Genomic DNA, 17,065 nt, shown 5'->3' with positions numbered 1-17,065 from the left:
GCGGGGATGTCCAGACTGACGGGCTGGTGGGCGGGGCGGGGCAGCGCGGCCAAGGTCGAGCTGTACACGCGGTGGTCCTTCCACTCCTTCGCCCTGATCGAGGTGCTGACCGTCGCTCTGGGCTCGACGGGCGGGCAGCTCGGGCCGACCCCGCTCGCGGCCGGCATCGGGATCCTGGTCTGCGGGCACGCGGGCCTCTGCGCCACCCTTTCCGCCCGGGCGCTGGGCTGGGCGGCCGGCCGGCGCGAGCGCCCCGACAGGACCGCGTACGCGCTGACCGCGCTGACCGCGTCCATCGTGCTCGGCGTGTTCGGGATGACCGCGGGCGGGCTGATCACCGGGGACCTGGGACTCACCCTGGTGATCGGGCCGGTCGGCTTCGGGATCTGCGCGCTCGTGCTGTGCCTGCGGCGGGTGCGGGAGATGACGTACCTCGTGCTGGGCTGGGCCGGCTTCACGGCCGCGGCGGCGCTCGCCTTCGGCCGGGGCGTGGAGGCGGTCCCGTTCGGGGTCGCGGTGGTGCTCACCGGCCTGCTGTTCTCCGTCACCGCCGGGTTCTCCTCGTGGCTGGTGCGCGTGGTCCGGGAGCTGGACCGGTCGCGGGAGCTGCGGGCCCGGCTCGCGGTCGCCGAGGAGCGGCTGCGCTTCGGGCGCGACCTGCACGACGTACTGGGCCGGAACCTCGCCGTGATCGCCCTCAAGAGCGAGCTGGCGGTGCAACTGGCCCGGCGGGAGCGCCCGGAGGCCATGGACCAGATGGTCGAGGTGCAGCGGATCGCGCAGGAATCCCAGAAGGAGGTCAGGGACGTGGTGCGGGGCTACCGCGAGGCGGACCTGGCCGTGGAGCTGGAGGGCGCCCGAAGCGTGCTCGCCGCGGCGGGCATCGAATGCCGCGTGGACGGCGCGGCCGGGGGCGGGCTGCCGGCCGAGGTGCAGTCCGCGCTCGGCTGGGTCGTGCGGGAGGCCACCACGAACGTGCTGCGGCACGGGGACGCGCGGGACTGCCTGATACGGCTCACCGGCGGTCCCGGGGAGGGCGGCCGTGTGGTGCTGGCGGTGGAGAACGACGGGGCGCCCGGGACGCCCGCGGGCCCGCCGGGTTCGGGGCTCGCCGGGCTGCGGGAACGGCTGGCCGCGCTCGGCGGCACGCTGGACGCCGGGCCGGTAGCCAAGGGACGGTTCCGGCTGACGGCCGTGGTTCCGGCGGCTGCCGTCGCCGGGGAAGGGGTGGGGGCATGACGCCCGTACGCGTACTGCTGGCCGACGACGAGCACCTGATCCGGGGGGCGCTCGCGGCGCTCCTGGGGCTGGAGGACGACCTTCTGGTGGTGGCCGAGGCGGCCTCGGGGCCGGAGGCGCTGGCGATGGCCCTCGCGCACCGGCCCGACGTGGCCGTGCTGGACCTGCAGATGCCCGGGGCGGACGGGGTGAGCGTGGCCACATCACTGCGGGCCGAACTCCCGGGCTGCCGGACCATGATCGTGACCAGCCACGGTCGGCCCGGGTACCTGAAGCGGGCCCTGGAGGCGGGGGTGCGGGCCTTCGTGCCCAAGACCGTGTCGGCCCGCCGGCTGGCCGAGATCATCAGGACCGTGCAGGCCGGGGGCCGGTACGTGGACCCGGAGTTGGCGGCCGACGCGATCAGTGCCGGGGACTCGCCGCTGACCGCTCGGGAGGCCGAGGTGCTCGAACTCGCGGCGGACGGGGCGCCGGTGGCGGAGATCGCGGAGCGGGCCGCGCTGTCGCCCGGGACGGTGCGGAACTACCTCTCGTCGGCGGCCGCGAAGCTGGGCGCCGAGAACCGGCACGCGGCCGTGCGTCTCGCCCGCCTCAAAGGTTGGGTATAGTGGGTCCCGCGCTACGGCGCATGCGGACGTGGCTCAGTTGGTAGAGCATCACCTTGCCAAGGTGAGGGTCGCGAGTTCGAATCTCGTCGTCCGCTCGTGAAGGAAGGCCCGGTCATCAGACCGGGCCTTCCGCGTTTTCCGGGTTCGCCGGGTTCACCGGTGCGTACGCCGGCGCCGGCCCGGCTCCCGGGAGGGGGCCGGACCGGCGCGGCGGTGGCTCAGTGCTGCCAGGGAGTGCCGGTGAGCAGCTCGTACGCCTCGATGTACTTGGCGCGGGTGGCTTCCACGATGTGCTGCGGCAGGGCCGGCGGGGGCTGCTCGCTCTTGCGGTCCCAGCCCGACTCGGCCGAGGTCAGCCAGTCCCGGACGAACTGCTTGTCGTACGAGGGCTGCGCGCGGCCCGGCTGCCACTGGTCGGCCGGCCAGAAGCGGGAGGAGTCCGGGGTGAGCACCTCGTCGGCCGCGATCAGGGTCTCGCCGTCGAAGCCGAACTCGAACTTGGTGTCGGCCAGGATGATCCCGCGCTCGCGCGCGATGTCCCGGGCCCGGCCGTAGACGGCGAGGGTGGTCTGGCGCAGCAGCGCCGCGGTCTCGGCGCCGACCTGGCGGGCGACCTCCTCGTACGAGACGTTCTCGTCGTGCTCGCCGACCTCGGCCTTGGTGGCCGGGGTGAAGATCGGGGCGGGCAGCTCGGAGCCGTCCACGAGGCCCTCGGGGAGGCCGAGTCCGCAGACCGTGCGGGTCTGCTCGTACTCGGCGAGGCCCGAGCCGGTGAGGTAGCCGCGGGCCACGCACTCGACGGGGACCATGTCGAGCGACTTGCAGATCAGGGTGCGGCCGGCCCAGTCGGCGGGGGCGCCCTCGGGCAGCTCGGTGCTGATGACGTGGTTCGGGACGAGGTCGGCCAGCTGGTCGAACCACCAGAGGGAGAGCTGCGTCAGGACGCGGCCCTTGTCCGGGATCTCGGTGGGGAGCACCCAGTCGTACGCCGACATGCGGTTGCTGGCCACCATCACGAGGTCGCCCGCCTCGTTGCGGTAGAGCTCGCGCACCTTGCCGGTGTGGAGGTGGAGAAGGCCCGGAACCTGAACCGGCTCGGGCTTTTCGACGAATCCGGACACGGTGTCTCCCTGTGGTTCTGTATGAAGCACTCCGATTCTCGCTCACCTGGCCGTGATCTTGGACAGGGGGCGGCCGGCGGGAGGACCTCGGATCAGTCGCGCTTGCAGATCCGGTCGAGGAGGTTGGCGGTGGCGCGCTGCACCCGCTCGTCGACGTGGCCGGGGCGGTCGAGCGCCGGTGACCAGGCGAAGGTGCCGGAGGCGAAGACCAGGGCCCCGCTGGGCGCGCGGTACAGGGAGGTCTCCTGGTGGCGCAGGACGCCGTCGCCGTCGCGGTAGGGCGAATGGGCGAGGAGGATGCGGCCCTCGTGCTCGGGGAGCTGGGTGCGGGGGAAGTAGCGGTCGGCCTCGCCCGCGACCAGGCCGTCGATCTCGTCGCCGTCGCCGGCACCGGTGGAGTCCCAGAGCCAGTGGCCGGCGTTGCGGACGACCAGCGGGGCCGGTTCGGGGACGCGGCCCGCGTACTGGATGCCGAGGAGCTGCTGCTCCGGCCGGTCCATCTCGCGCCAGAGGGCGGGGCGGCCGGGGCCGCGGCGTTTTCGGCAGGTCAGCAGTCGGTCCGGGACGCCGGAGGCGGAGGGGGACAGCTCGACCTGCCAGTACATGGTGTTGGCGGAGAGGAAGACGAGCGAGGTGCCGTGGTCGCGGGCCCGCTCGGCGGTGCGGCGCATGGGGACGGACCAGTACTCGTCGTGCCCGGGGAAGACCAGCCCGCGGTAGCGGGTGGGGTCCACGCGGCCTGCGTGCAGGTCGCGGGCGTCGGCGTAGGCGAGGTCGTACCCGTACCGCTCGGCCCAGCGGATGAAGTCGTAGGCGTGGCCCACGTGGAGGGGCAGGCCGGCGCCCGCGTAGGGGCGGTCGAAGGAGACGGTGGTGGCCGCGTCCCGCTCGCCCAGCAGGCGGCCCTGCTCGTCCCAGGCGTGGTAGAGGCTGGCGCCGGTGCGGCCGTCCTCGGGGTAGAGGTTGTAGGCCTGCCAGGTGACGTCCGGGAGCAGCAGGAGCAGGTCGGCCGGGTGGCTGTCGCGGACCGTGAAGGGGATGTGGGAGCGGTAGCCGTCGGCCGTGGTCAGCACGGCGACGTACGCGCCGAGGTTCCAGTACGAGGGGACCTGGAGGCGCCAGGAGAGCCACCAGTGGTGGCAGGACACGGTGCGGTCGGCGGTCAGCGGGGCGGGCTGGACGATGCCGGAGAGCCGGGGGCTGGTGGTGATCTTGGCCGCGCCGTCGCCGCCGTAGTGGCCGATGCGGTAGACGTCGACGGAGAACTGCTGGGGCGGGTCGACGGTGATGTGGAAGTCGATGGCCTCGCCGGGGGCGACCGCGCCGGTGGACGTGAAGCCCTTGATCTGGCGGTGGACGTCGTCGGCCGTCCGGGGGCCGCTGGTACGGACCCGGGCCGGCGGGACCTGGTCGCCGAGCCGGCCCGGGGCCGCGGGGTCGACGTACCAGGGGACGACCTGCCCGGTGTCGCCGAAGTACAGCTCGCTGCCCCGGAGCCAGGGAAGCGGGCCTTGCCCGAAGGGGTCCGACACCGCGTGCGCGAGGGCACCCGACTCCCACCGCCGGATCTGGTCCGCACCACCCATACCGCTGCTCCCCTCCCTCGCTCCCCCGACGGCGCCCGGACCTGCCTCCGGCCGGGGCCTGGGGTGTGCCGGGGACGTGGTCTGCTGGCCACGACTGGTCCCAGCACATCACATAACGCACGCACTCCGTCACCGTTCGTCGCGAATTGACGTGAACGGAACATTGGCGTCCGGTTGGGATGCGGGCCGGGGCGCGCCTGACGGCTGCCCGGGCGGGGACCGTTCGGGCAGCTCAGGGGGCCGAACGGGCCGGATCAGACCAGGCGGACGGGCTTCTCGGCGCGCACGCCGAGTTCGGCCAGCCAGGACCGCAGCGGTTCCGGATCGCCGTCCTCCACGAGGGAGAGCACCCGCGGGGAGAGGTCGTTGCGGCGCTCGCCGTCCACGAGGAGGGCGGGGCCGTCCAGCCAGTCGAGGCCCGGGGCGGCGCCCGCGGTGTCGACGGCCGCACAGCAGACCATCGCGGTCACGTGGTCGGCCAGCAGGTCCCGGCCGCTGCGGGGCGGCTGGAGCGGGAAGAGCGGCAGGGCGTCCGAACCGTTCGGCCGCTCGGCCCCGCCCGGGGCGAGCTCCTCGCGGGCCACGTCGGCCGCGATCCGGCCGGCCAGCGCGTCGCCCTCGCCTCCGGAGAGGTACGCGAGCACCCGCTCCAGGGTGGGGCCGGGCGCCGCGGCGCGGGAGCCGGCGGTGACCACGGCCCGCAGCGGGTCCGGGGCCGTGCCGGCGGTGTCGGAGGCGTTCGTGTCGGAGGCGTTGGTGCCCACGGCGTTCTGGGGGCCGTACCCGCCGCCCGGCAGGGCGAGGGCGTCCAGGGCGCGGTGCAGGCGGGCCGCCTCGACGCGCCACTTGCGGTCCACGACCTCCTCCGGGTACGCCGACCAGTCCACCGGGGACCAGTCGGGGCCCGGCTCGGCCGGTCCGCCGTGGAAGAGCCGCGCGGCCAGCAGCGAGGCGGCCTCGTCGACCACCCCCGGCTCCTCCAGCAGGTCGCACGCCGGGCGCTCGCCCAGCCGCGAGGTGAAGCCCTCGGCCAGCCGGTCGCGCCGGGAAAGCTCGGTGAGGGCCGAGACCACGCCCGCGTCCAGCCGGCAGGGCCAGCGGCCCAGCCGCCAGGCGGGCAGCGCGACCCGGGTCAGCAGCCGGTCCCAGCCCGCGTAGGCGAGGCCGACCTGCTCCTGGGCGACGATCCTCAGTCCGTAGTCCACAGCCTGTGCACGCTCGGAGGCGGCCGTGGCGACGCCGCGCTCCATCTCGGCCGCGTCGTCCCGGCACAGCCGCAGCAGCAGCCGGCCCAGCCAGGCGACGTACCCGAGGCCGCGGCGCTGTCCGACGGCGACCGCCGCGTCCAGGCCGCGGACGAACCGCCGGGCGGCGGCTATGTCCACCTGGGCCGACGGGCCCGTGCCCGCGACCACCGGGGCCAGCACGGCACGCAGCTCCGCCACCCGCATCCACCAGAGGAAGGGGGAGCCGATGACCAGCACGGGTGCGGTGCCGAAGCCCGCGTCGGCGTCACGCGGCGGGGGATCACCGGATATGCCGCGGCGGTGCGTGGCGTGCGTACGGTCCTCCAGCCAGCTGTCGCAGTCCGGCGTCAGCGCTATCGCGGAGGGGGCGGGCACCTCCAGCCGCTCGGCCAGGTCCCGCACCAGGCGGTAGAGGTCGGGCGCGGCGGTCTCGGAGAGCGGCACCGTCGGCGTGGTCGCCGGGCTGGCCCGCAGCACCACGGCCGCGAAGACCCCGGCGAGCAGCAGCACCAGCGCTGCGACCCCGCACACCACGAGCGTCACGGCGGGCCAGGGGTCCCCGGCCAGCCGGCCCGTGGCCCGCGCGGCCACCAGCACCACCGCGACGGCGGCCGGCAGCAGCGCGACGCCCATCGCCCGGCCGCGCAGGCGCAGCACGGAGACGGCGCGGAGGCGCGCCGACTGCGCGCCCATTTCGATACCCAAAGCGGTTCCGGACACGGCCGGACGTCACCCCCTCTGCCCTGCGGCGACTTTGCTCACTCCCCCACTCTGGCACCCGTCACCGACATCGCAATGCCGGTGGGCCAAGTGCCGGAACGCCTGCGCGGCACCCTAGTTGGGGCTTCGGCCCGCGTCAGCCGGATAGGGGATCGCTCACCCGATGGAATGGCTTTGGGTAAAGGTGGGTGCGTTCGAAGGCGGCCTGATGCTGTCGTACGAAAGGGCCCGGCCGCGCGTTGCGCGGGCCGGGCCCTCATTCGTCCGAACCCCTGCTCAGCGGGGTCGCCCGTGGAATCAGCGGCCTTCGGCGGCCTTTTCCGCGATGTCGGTGCGGTGCTGCGAGCCGTCGAGCCGGATCCGGGCGACGGCCTTATACGCCCGCTCCCGCGCCTGCGCCAGATCGGATCCGGTCGCCGTCACGGACAGCACGCGGCCGCCCGCGCTGACGACCGCGTCGCCCTCCTGACGGGTGCCCGCGTGGAGCACGTACGCCTCGGGGCCGTCCTCGGCGGCGACCTCCGCGAGGCCCTCGATCGGGTCTCCGGTGCGGGGGGTGTCCGGGTAGTTGTGCGAGGCGACGACCACGGTGACGGCCGCGTCCGGGCGCCAGTTCAGCGGCGGCTCGGCGTCGAGGGTGCCCTTCGCGGCGTTCAGCAGGACGCTCGCGAGCGGGGTCTTGAGGCGGGCCAGGACCACCTGGGTCTCGGGGTCGCCGAAGCGGGCGTTGAACTCGATGACCCGCACCCCGCGGCTGGTGATCGCCAGGCCGGCGTACAGCAGGCCGGAGAAGGGGGTGCCGCGGCGGCGCAGCTCGTCGACGGTCGGCTGGAGGACCGTCTCCATGACCTCCTCGACCAGCTTGGGGTCGGCCCACGGCAGCGGGGAGTAGGCGCCCATGCCGCCGGTGTTCGGGCCCTCGTCGCCGTCGAGGGCGCGCTTGAAGTCCTGGGCGGGCTGGAGCGGCAGGACGGTGGTGCCGTCGGTGATCGCGAACAGCGACACCTCGGGTCCGTCGAGGTACTCCTCGATGACCACGCGGTCGCAGGCGAGGGCGTGGTCGCGGGCGGCGGCGAGGTCGGAGGTGACGACCACGCCCTTGCCGGCGGCCAGGCCGTCGTCCTTCACGACGTAGGGGGCGCCGAAGGCGTCCAGCGCCTCGTCGATCTCCTCGGGCGTGCTGCAGACGTAGCTGCGGGCGGTCGGGACGCCGGCGGCGGCCATCACGTCCTTGGCGAAGGCCTTGGAGCCCTCCAATTGCGCCGCCTCCCCGGACGGGCCGAAGACGGCGATGCCGGCCGCGCGGAGGGCGTCGGCGACCCCGGCCACCAGCGGCGCCTCCGGGCCTACGACGACCAGGTCGGCCGCCAGCTCGGTGGCCAGCCGCGTCACGTCGGCGCCGTCGAGGGCGTCGACCGGGTGGAGTTCCGCCACTTCCGCGATCCCGGCGTTGCCGGGGGCGCAGTGGAGCGCGGTGACGTCGGGGTCGAGGGACAGAGAGCGGCACAGGGCGTGTTCGCGGGCGCCGCCGCCGATGACGAGGACCTTCACGGGGTGCAGCCTAGCCCGCCTGGCCTGGAGATCTTTGTGCGGGCACCCAAGCGGGCCGCCCTACTCGTTCGTATATTCCTCCACCACCGTGGCCCCGAGCTCCCGCACGATCAGGTCGTGGCCCGTGAGGGCGCTCTCGACGAGGTCCGGGTCGTCCTCCTCCGGGACGTCGTCCTCGGGGGCGACCGGCACGGGGGCGGGGGGCTGGTGGGCGCGGGGCGGCTCGGCCGCGGGCGGCTGGGCCGACGGGGCCTGGTACGGGGCGGCGTGGGGACCGGGGGCCGCCGGGGCGGGGGCGTACGCCTGCGGCTGTACGGGCGCGGGCGGCGCGGCGTACGGGTTCCCGGCCGCCGTGCCGGGCGCGCCGGCGGGGGACCCGCCGACCACGGCGTCGATCTTCCAGTTGACCTGGAACTGCTCGGCCAGGACCTGCTTCAGCACGTCCTCGCTGCCGCTGCTGGAGAAGTTGTCGCGGGCACCCGGGTTCGGGAAGCCGAGCTGGAGCGTGGTGCCGTCGAAGCCGGTGACCTGCGCGTTCTGGCTGAGCAGGATCCAGGTGAAGCGGCGGCGGTTCTTGACCGCCTCCAGGATGCCGGGCCACATCGCCTGGACCTGGCCGGCGCCCTGCGCCATGCCGGGCGACGGCTGCGCCGGGGCGGGCTGGGCGGCGGCCTGGGCCGGCGCCGGGGCCTGCTGCGGGGCGGGAGCCGCCGCGGACTGGGCGGGAGCGGGGACGCCGGACCCCGGCTGCGCCGCGCTGGGCCAGGCGCCCCGCTGGGGGGCCCCGGGGGCCGCGGGTGCGGCGGCGGCCGGAGCCTCGGGGGCCGCCGGGGCGGCGGGGAGGCCGGAGCCGGGCTGCGCGGCGCCCGGCCAGGCGCCGGGCGCGGCGGCCTGCTGCGGCTGGGGCTGCTGCTGGGGTGGGGCGGCCGGAGCCGGGGCCTCGGGGGCGGCGTGGGCGGCCGGAGCGGGGGCCTGGACCTCGGGGGCGGGGGCCGGGGCCGGCGCAGCGGGGGCCGCACCGGGGCCGCGTACCGCCGCGCGGGCCGCGGCGGCACCGCCACCGGGCGCCACGGGTGCCATCTGGTGCGCCTCGGGCCCGGGCACGTACCCCATGGCCGGTCCGGCGGGCACGGCACCGGCCCCGGCTGCCGCGGCGAGGGCGGCACCGCCGCGCTCCAGTCGGTCGAGGCGGGCCTGTACGGAGCGCTCGTCGTCGTACGCGGCGGGCAGCAGCACGCGGGCACAGATCAGTTCGAGCTGGAGCCGGGGCGAGGTGGCCCCGCGCATCTCGGTCAGCCCGGCGTTCACCAGGTCCGCGGCGCGGCTCAGCTCGGCGGCCCCGAAGACGGAGGCCTGGGCCTGCATCCGCTCCACGACGTCGGCGGGGGCGTCGATGAGCCCCTTCTCGCCCGCGTCGGGCACGGCGGCGAGGATCACCAGGTCGCGCAGCCGCTCCAGCAGGTCGGCGACGAACCGGCGCGGGTCGTTGCCGCCCTCGATCACCCGGTCCACGACCTCGAAGGCCGCCGCGCCGTCCCCGGCGGCGAAGGCGTCGACCACCGAGTCGAGCAGCGAGCCGTCCGTGTACCCGAGGAGGGACGTCGCCATGGCGTACGTCACACCGTCCTCCGCCGCGCCGGCCAGCAGCTGGTCCATGACGGACATGGAGTCACGCACGGAACCCGCGCCGGCGCGCACGACCAGCGGCAGCACCCCGTCCTCGACCGGGATGCCCTCGCGCCCGCAGACCTCGCCGAGGTACTCGCGCAGGGTGCCGGGCGGCACGAGGCGGAAGGGGTAGTGGTGGGTGCGCGACCGGATGGTTCCGATGACCTTCTCGGGCTCGGTCGTGGCGAAGATGAACTTGAGGTGCTCCGGCGGCTCCTCGACCACCTTGAGCAGCGCGTTGAAGCCCGCCGACGTGACCATGTGGGCCTCGTCGATGATGTAGATCTTGTACCGGCTGGAGGCGGGCCCGAAGAAGGCCTTCTCCCGCAGGTCACGGGCGTCGTCGACACCACCGTGGGACGCGGCGTCGATCTCGATCACGTCGATCGAGCCCGGGCCGTTCCTGGCCAGGTCCTGGCAGGACTGGCACTCCCCGCAGGGCGTGGGGGTGGGACCTTGCTCACAGTTGAGGCACCTGGCGAGGATGCGCGCGCTGGTCGTCTTGCCGCAGCCGCGCGGCCCGGAGAACAGGTACGCGTGATTGACCCGGTTGTTCCGCAGGGCCTGCATCAGCGGTGCAGTGACATGCTCCTGCCCGATGACCTCGGCGAACGACTCGGGGCGATAGCGGCGGTACAGCGCAAGGGACGACACGTTTACGAGGTTATCCGGGCCCGCCGACAACCGGGCGCCGCCGCATCCCACGGCCCCGGGGCCCGGCGGCGGAGCCACACGCCCGCACACGCCCGCGGCCCGCAGGTGGACCGGATCCGCACCCCGCCCGGAAACGCAAAGCGCCCCCCACGCACCCGCCAGAGCCCACTTACCCTTGCTGCCTTCCGGCCCTGGGGGAGTTGGGTGAGATAGCGCCACGTGAGGGGCTGGGGCCAGCGTAGCGGATGGAGAGCCCGGCGATCGACCCCGCTCCCCATCCGGAGCGCCCGTCGGCGATCACGTTCGCTAGCACCCCTCAACGTCTTGTATTGTTTGCGGCGGAGGATTCGCCTAGAGGCCTAGGGCGCACGCTTGGAAAGCGTGTTGGGGGCAACCCCTCACGAGTTCGAATCTCGTATCCTCCGCAGGCAGAAGGCCCGGACCGTGTAAGCGGTCCGGGCCTTCGGCGTTCCCGGGGATCTGTTCCCCTGCCCACGTGCCGCCCCGTGGCTCTCTCGCCGCCCGCCGCGCTCTTGATGTGGTTTGTCCGGATTGTCTAGCGTGGAGGGGTGGCATGCACGACCGCAAGGGACGGGCCACCCGGACGCAGGTGCCAGTAGCCCCCTGACACCGTGAGCGGCCCCTCTCCCCGGGGGTGGGCGCACCCCGCGGCACCGCAGTCCATCCGCAGAGGGAACCAGGAAGATGAAGGCCACCAGGGCGACCAAGATCCGCAGGCTGACCGCGGCCGTGTTCCTGGCCGGCTTCGCCAGCGTCGCGTCCGCGGCTCCGGCACTGGCCGACCGCCCCGGTCCGGGCGACAAGCAGTGCGTCCCCGGCCAGCACGGCAGCCCGCAGCCCGGATTCAAGGCAGGCGCCTGCAAGTAGCGGGACCGAAGGCAATCCGGCCTCCAGCAGAGGAGGGCGCACCACCCATGAGGCGGCTCGACCACCATCGGGCCGTCTTTCCAGTGCCAGGACCGGGAGCGCGCCCCGGGACCGTCACGCCGCCAGTTCGTGGGTGAGGCGGCCGGTGATGCGCCGGGTCAGGGCCAGGATGGCCGCGGAGGCCGCGAGGCCCACCGTCAGGGCGGACCACCACAGGACCGCCGGGCCAAGGCCCGTGTAGACGGCGACGCCCAGGGTCAGGGCGGCGAAGCGGGCCGTGCCCCAGACCCAGCTGTACGCGCCCTGGTAGCGGCCGCGGGCGTGGGCCGGCGCCAGGTTGGCCACCACCGCGGCCGCGATCCCCGCCACGACCAGCTCGCCCAGCGACCAGACGACCACCGACAGGGCGTACCCCACGACGCCGTCGGCCAGCCCGGTCAGCGCGACGCCCGCGGCGACCAGCACCCCGCCCGCGGCCTGCACGGGCAGTTGCGGCAGCCCGGCCAGCCGGGCGGTGGCCAACGGCTGCAGGGCGACGACCAGCACCGCGTTCACCGCCGCCATCGCGCCGTACACCGCAGGGGACAGCCCGCTGTCGCGGACGGCCAGCGGCAGGGCGACCTCGGTGAGCGAGTAGACGAAGAGCTGTGCGCCGAGCACCGCGAGCAGCACCAGCGCGAGCCGGTCGCGGAAGACGACGCCGTACCCGGCCCCGTCCGCCGCCTTCACCGTGCGCGGCGGCTCGGCGAGCCGGGTGGCCACGATGGCCGCGTAGACCAGCATCGAGCCGATGTCCACGGCGAAGAGCAGCCAGTACCCGCGCTCCGCGAGGAAGCCGCCGAGGACGCCCGCGACGGCGGTGCCGATGTTCACGCCCCAGCCGAAGAGCGCGTACGCCCGCCGTCGGCGCCCGGCGTCCACGGTGTCGGCCATCAGCGCGTACGCGGCCGGCCCCACCACCGCACCGGCCGCGCTGAGCAGCAGCGCGGCGGCCGCCATCGTGACGACGCCGGGCGCGACGAACAGCGCGCCCTGCGCCGCGCTGGCGCCGGTCAGGCCCAGCAGCATCGTCGGGCGGCGCCCGAACCGGTCGGCGAGCACGCCGCCGAGGGCCGGGCCGAGGAGGTTGCCGGCGCCGAGCGCGCCGAGGACGTACGACGCACCGGACCCGCTCACCCCGCGGTCGGCGAGGAAGAAGACGAGGAACGGCGTCACGAGGTAGCCGATCCGGTTGACGATCGAGCCGGCGAAGACGGTCCAGACGGTGGGCGGGAGTCCGCGGAAGGTCGAGAACATGCGAGGAGCCTGCGTCCCGGGCGCCCGCGGACGAATTGATTAAGCTCAGACCGAATCCAAACGGGCCCGAGGGCGTGCGGCGGACGGCCGCGCAGCGCCCGCCACGGGCCGGACGGGGGGCACGGGACATGGAGTACGTACTCGACTTCTCCGCCGCCGACCTGGCGCAGATGCGCTTCGCGGTGTCCCCGATGTGGGAGGTCGTCACCAGCTTCCGCCTGCTCCGCGCCCCCGCGGCGTCACCGCTGCACCAGTGCTGGGCCGCCCAGGTGCGCCCCCGCGTGGCGCGCGCCGGGCTCGACGCGGGCTGGCTGACCGACCTGATCCCGCCCCGCGGCTACCTCGCGGACTTCCTCAACCCGGTCCCCGCCACCCCGTTCCCCGCCCTGGCCGCCGAACTCGGCGCGATCCGCGCCAGCACGCCCGAGCAGCTGCGCCGGGACGTGGACAGGCTCGGCACCCCCTCGCCGCGGATGCGGCTGCTGTACGAGGACCCGGACGCCGGCCTGGAGAAGGTGACCGCGGAGATCGAGGCGTACTGGGAGCTCGCCCTCGCCCCGTACTGGGCCCGGGTCCGGCAGCTGCTGGAGGCCGACGTGTTCCACCGCGCCCGGCAGGTGGCCGAGCACGGCGCCGCGCACGTGCTCAACGAGCTGCACGAGACCGTCCGGTGGGACGACGGCACCCTGGGCCTGGTCCACCGCCAGTGCTCGCTCACCCGGGACCAGCCGGGCTCCGGCCTGCTGCTGGTGCCGTCCGCGTTCGCCTGGCCCCGGGTGCTGACCCGCTCGCTCGCGGGGGAGCCGCCGCAGCTCGCGTACCCGGCGCGGGGCGTGGGCAACCTGTGGGAGCCCCGGGGGACCACCGCCACGGAGGCGGTGGCCGCCGTACTGGGGCGCTCCCGCACGATGCTGCTCGCCGAACTGGACACCCCGGCCTCCACGACGCAGCTGGCCAGGTCGACCGGTCTGTCCCCCGCGGGCGTCTCGCAGCACCTGACCGCCCTGCGCGACGCGGGCCTGGTCACGGCCCACCGGAGCGGCCGCTCGGTCCTGTACGCGCGCACGGCGGTCGCGGACGCCCTCCTGGCCCCGGCGGGCTCCCTCACCTGAGGAGGGCCAGCAGGCCCGTCGCGAGCGCCAGCGTCGCGGCGAAGGCGGCGCCGGCGCGGGAGGCGGCGGCGGGGAGGGTGGCGCCGTCGGAGCGGGCCAGGACTCCGGCGACCACGGCCGCCAGCAGGGAGATCAGCAACGCGATGACGACGGCCATCGCGAGCAGGGTGTCTGCGGTTTGCCAGGTCGTGGTCATGGGCGTGGTCATGGCCGTGGCCGTGGCCGTGGCCGTGGCCGTGGCCGTGGCCGTGGCCGTGGCCGTGGCCGTGATCATGAAAGTGGTCATGTCGGTCCGCTTTCCCGCGAGTTGGAGCGCCGGGGCCGCGAAGTACGGTCCGGGTGCGAGCCGTGTCCGGGCTCACCTCCGACCTTGCGGGTTCCGCTGTTCAGCGGCGTTCGCGCGAACAAGAATGAACGTCCCTGAACACCAAGGGCCTTGGGGACGGTGGGTGACCGGATGGCCGAAGAGGATCCGCTGAGCCGCTTACAACAGGTGCTGAACGTGGCCCGGTTGAAGCGCGGGCTCGGCATGGCGGCGCTGTCCCGCCGCTCCGGGCTGAGCAGGACGACCGTGAGCCAGGCCTTCAACTCCCGGCGCGTTCCCACCAAGGACACCCTCGCCCAGCTGGCCCCGGTGCTGGGCCTCCTCGTGGAGGACGTGCTGGAGCTGCGGAACAGGGCGGCCGCGGAGCGGTACGACCCCAAAGGGCGCGGGGGACAGGACGCGGTCGACGCGGCCTTCGAGGCGCGGTACCGCGACTACCTCCTCCAGCGCCACGGCCGGCTCACCATCGTCGGGCTGGACCTGCGCGGCCCGGCCGCCGCGAGCTGGCCGCTGGACACCGCGTACCTCAGCCTGGAGCTGGCGGGGCACGACGGCCCTTCACAGCGCGTGGACCGGGCCGAGCGGGCGCTCGCCGGGCGCCCCCGGACCCTGGTCAGGGGTCTGGCCGGCAGCGGCAAGACGACCCTGCTCCAGTGGCTGGCCTGCGCGACGGCCGAGGGCCAACTCCCCGACGCGCTCGTCGAGCTGAGCGGCAGCATCGCCTTCGTGCTGCCGCTGCGCACCCTCGCGCGGACAGGCGGCCTGCCCGCGGACCCGGCGGGCTTCCTGGCCGCCGTGAACTGCTCCCTCGCCGCCTACCAGCCCCCCGGCTGGGCGCACCGGGTGCTCTCGGAGGGGCGCGGACTGGTCCTCGTCGACGGCCTGGACGAAGTACCGAAGGGGCTGCGGGACCGGGCCGGGGACTGGCTGCGGGAGCTGGTCTCGGCGTACGGGCACTCGCGCTTCGTCGTCACCACGCGGCCCAGCGCCGTCGCCGACGGCTGGCTCTTCGCGGCCGGCTTCCGGGAGCTGGCCGTCCGCCCGATGGGACGCCGGGACGTCGGGATCTTCGTGTCCCGCTGGCACGCCGCGGCACGGGCGGGCGCGACGGACCCGGAAGTGGCGGCCCACCTCGACACCCTGGAGTCCGACCTCAAGGACAAGGTGCGGGTCAAGCGCGACCTCGCCCTCCTCACCACCACCCCCCTGCTGTGCGCGCTGGTCTGCGCGCTGCACCGGGACCGGCGCGGACGGCTGCCGTCCGACCGGGTGGAGCTCTATCAGGCGGCCCTCTCGATGCTGATCACCCGGCGGGACCAGGAACGCGAGGTGATCGCCCCCGAGGGCATCGAGCTGAGCGAGAAGGAGAGCGTCCAGCTCCTGCAGAAGCTGGCCTACTGGTTGGTCCGCAACGGCCAGACGGAGCTGCAGAAGGAGACCGCCCTCTCGCTGGTGGAGGACGCCCTCGAATCGATGCACACGGTCGCGGCCCAGGGCGATGCAGGGGCCGTGCTCGGCCATCTGCTGTCACGTACCGGGCTGCTGCGCGCCCCGACCCTCTCCACGATCGACTTCGTCCACCGCACCTTCCAGGACTTCCTCGGCGCCAAGGCCGCGGTGGAGTCACTGGACCTGCCGCTGATCGTCCGGAACGCCCACGACGAGCAGTGGGAGGACGTCGTCCGGATGGCCGTCGCGCATGCCCGGCCCGCCGAGCGGGCGAAGCTGCTGGAGGACATCATCCGGCGGGCAGACCGCGAGGTGTCGCAGGAACGCCGTCTGCTGGCGCTGGCACTGGCCTGCCTCCAGCACGCCACGGAGCTTCCGGCTGCCGTCCGCGAGCGCGTCGAGGCGCGGGCCCAGTTGCTGATGCCCCCGCGGTCCGCCTCCGAAGTGGGCTCACTCGTGGACGTCGGACCGCTGGTTCTGGACCTGCTGCCAGGGCCGGAGAAGCTCGCCCCCGACACCGCCCCGTACGCCGTGGAGACGGCGCTGGGCATCGGGGGCGACGGCGCGCTGGCCTATCTCAAGGCGTTCACGGGGACCCGGGACCCGCGGATCCGCGAGCTGCTGGGTTCCACGTGGAGCCGGTTCGACCCGTGCGACTACGTGTCCGACGTGCTGCGCCCGCTCGGGGGCCGACTCCGCGTGACGGTGCAGGAGGAACGGCAGGCACGGGCGATCAGCGGCCTCCCCGTCAAGCAGCTCGCACTCCGCGGCGGTCACACGGCCGAGACCATCACCGGCCTGCGCCACCGGGACAGCGTCACCGCGCTCACCCTGGAGGCCAACGACGTCGTCACCGGGCTCGACTGGATCGGCCCCGCCTTCCCCCACCTGCGCGTTCTCGAACTGTCCGACTGCCAGAACGCCCAGGACCTGGGCGGCCTGCTGAACACCCGCATCAGCTGCCTCACGCTCGACTCGCCGGGCGCGGTGCTGGACGTGGACGCCCTCGGGGCACTGGAGTCGCTGCGCGTGCTCGGCTTCGGGCCTTCGCCGTACATCTCCATGGCCGACCTCCCGCGCCACGAAGGGCTGCGCGAGCTCTCCATGGAGGAGCCGGGACGGCTGGACCACCTCAACCGATGGCCCGCACTCCGGCGCCTGCTCCTCCCCGGGTCGTGCTTCCTGGAGCAGGCCGACGCCCTGCACCTCCCGCGTCTGAAGCACCTCACCCTGGTGGACCTGAGGTTGGACCGCCCGGCGGTCGGGTACGTCGCGGCGATGCCCTGGATCACCAGCGCCACCGTGCACACCCGCAGCTACCCCCTGGCGCCGCTCGCCCGGCTGTTCCCCGGGGCTCGGGCCCTGACCGTCTCGGCCATGAGCCGCGGCCACGAGGCAGACATCCGTCCTCTCGCGGAAATGCCCGGGCTCCGCAGGCTCACGCTCAAGGGCTTCTCCGAAGTGAGGGGGACCCTGGCGTTCCCACCCGGGGTCGTACGCCTGGCCGCGGCCGACTACTGAGCCGCCCGCGCACGTGCGCCGCGCCCGGGTCGTCCGTACGACCCGGGCGCGGCCCACCGCACACCGCAGCGGCGCAGCCC

At 74.6% G+C, this 17,065-nt stretch carries 12 protein-coding genes, 2 tRNA genes and 1 other RNA gene; 7 read left to right on the top strand and 8 right to left on the bottom strand.

The features are described from left to right. Positions 1-6: 6 nt before the first annotated feature. From ACIQUQ_RS21810 to ACIQUQ_RS21800, 3 genes are all read left to right on the top strand, one after another. Entirely contained in the window at positions 7-1,239 is a 1,233-nt protein-coding gene (locus ACIQUQ_RS21810; protein WP_403978225.1) for a sensor histidine kinase, read from the top strand. Further along, positions 1,236-1,847: a response regulator transcription factor gene (locus ACIQUQ_RS21805; protein ID WP_399944468.1), complete on the top strand. Its 612-nt coding sequence runs from the start codon at positions 1,236-1,238 to the stop codon at positions 1,845-1,847. The genes ACIQUQ_RS21810 and ACIQUQ_RS21805 overlap by 4 nt, the downstream gene beginning before the upstream one ends. A 22-nt stretch (positions 1,848-1,869) precedes the next feature. Continuing rightward, positions 1,870-1,942, top strand: a tRNA-Gly gene (locus tag ACIQUQ_RS21800). 123 nt (positions 1,943-2,065) lie between these two features. Here the strand turns inward: ACIQUQ_RS21800 and ACIQUQ_RS21795 are convergent. From ACIQUQ_RS21795 to ffs, 6 genes are all read right to left on the bottom strand, one after another. Then, positions 2,066-2,968, bottom strand: coding sequence for a phosphoribosylaminoimidazolesuccinocarboxamide synthase (locus ACIQUQ_RS21795; protein ID WP_403978221.1), 903 nt, complete (start codon positions 2,966-2,968; stop codon positions 2,066-2,068). Between the two features lie 92 nt (positions 2,969-3,060). Beyond that, a complete protein-coding gene (locus ACIQUQ_RS21790) occupies positions 3,061-4,554 on the bottom strand; it encodes a N,N-dimethylformamidase beta subunit family domain-containing protein (protein WP_403978219.1) in 1,494 nt (497 codons plus the stop codon). 254 nt (positions 4,555-4,808) lie between these two features. After that, the gene (locus ACIQUQ_RS21785; RefSeq protein ID WP_403978216.1) at positions 4,809-6,494 is read right to left on the bottom strand and encodes a hypothetical protein; all 1,686 of its coding nucleotides are present in this window, start codon (positions 6,492-6,494) and stop codon (positions 4,809-4,811) included. Positions 6,495-6,818: 324 nt separating this feature from the next. Then, positions 6,819-8,072, bottom strand: coding sequence for a phosphoribosylamine--glycine ligase (gene purD / locus ACIQUQ_RS21780; protein ID WP_403978213.1), 1,254 nt, complete (start codon positions 8,070-8,072; stop codon positions 6,819-6,821). 60 nt (positions 8,073-8,132) lie between these two features. Next, on the bottom strand, positions 8,133-10,394 hold the full coding sequence (locus ACIQUQ_RS21775) for a DNA polymerase III subunit gamma and tau (protein ID WP_403978210.1): 2,262 nt from the start codon (positions 10,392-10,394) through the stop codon (positions 8,133-8,135). Positions 10,395-10,527: 133 nt separating this feature from the next. After that, an RNA gene (gene ffs, locus ACIQUQ_RS21770) (signal recognition particle sRNA small type) lies at positions 10,528-10,626 on the bottom strand. Positions 10,627-10,734: 108 nt separating this feature from the next. Between ffs and ACIQUQ_RS21765 the strand changes: the two genes are divergently transcribed. Next, a tRNA-Ser gene (locus ACIQUQ_RS21765) sits at positions 10,735-10,819 on the top strand. Positions 10,820-11,099: 280 nt separating this feature from the next. After that, the gene (locus ACIQUQ_RS21760) at positions 11,100-11,282 is read left to right on the top strand and encodes a hypothetical protein (protein WP_403978207.1); all 183 of its coding nucleotides are present in this window, start codon (positions 11,100-11,102) and stop codon (positions 11,280-11,282) included. Positions 11,283-11,396: 114 nt separating this feature from the next. Here ACIQUQ_RS21760 and ACIQUQ_RS21755 read toward each other — a convergent pair whose 3' ends face one another. Next, positions 11,397-12,578, bottom strand: a complete 1,182-nt coding sequence (locus ACIQUQ_RS21755) for an MFS transporter (RefSeq protein WP_403978204.1) — start codon at positions 12,576-12,578, stop codon at positions 11,397-11,399. A gap of 128 nt (positions 12,579-12,706) precedes the next feature. On the opposite strand from ACIQUQ_RS21755, the gene ACIQUQ_RS21750 reads away from it, so the two are divergent. After that, a complete protein-coding gene (locus ACIQUQ_RS21750; RefSeq protein WP_403978201.1) occupies positions 12,707-13,690 on the top strand; it encodes a DUF5937 family protein in 984 nt (327 codons plus the stop codon). Here ACIQUQ_RS21750 and ACIQUQ_RS21745 read toward each other — a convergent pair. Next, positions 13,683-13,976 carry a hypothetical protein gene (locus ACIQUQ_RS21745; protein WP_403978198.1) on the bottom strand — a complete coding sequence of 98 codons (294 nt, stop codon included), beginning with the start codon at positions 13,974-13,976 and terminating at the stop codon, positions 13,683-13,685. The two genes, ACIQUQ_RS21750 and ACIQUQ_RS21745, sit on opposite strands and share 8 nt — an antisense overlap. A 171-nt stretch (positions 13,977-14,147) precedes the next feature. Here ACIQUQ_RS21745 and ACIQUQ_RS21740 point away from each other — a divergent pair, with 171 nt between their 5' ends. After that, on the top strand, positions 14,148-16,985 hold the full coding sequence (locus ACIQUQ_RS21740; protein ID WP_403978195.1) for an NACHT domain-containing protein: 2,838 nt from the start codon (positions 14,148-14,150) through the stop codon (positions 16,983-16,985). The last annotated feature ends 80 nt before the right edge of the window (positions 16,986-17,065 follow it).

Origin of the sequence: Streptomyces sp. NPDC101118, from assembly GCF_044759445.1 — a bacterium.
In the GTDB taxonomy this organism is placed as follows: Bacteria; Actinomycetota; Actinomycetes; order Streptomycetales; family Streptomycetaceae; genus Streptomyces.
This window is presented reverse-complemented; position numbering and strand designations above follow the sequence as displayed.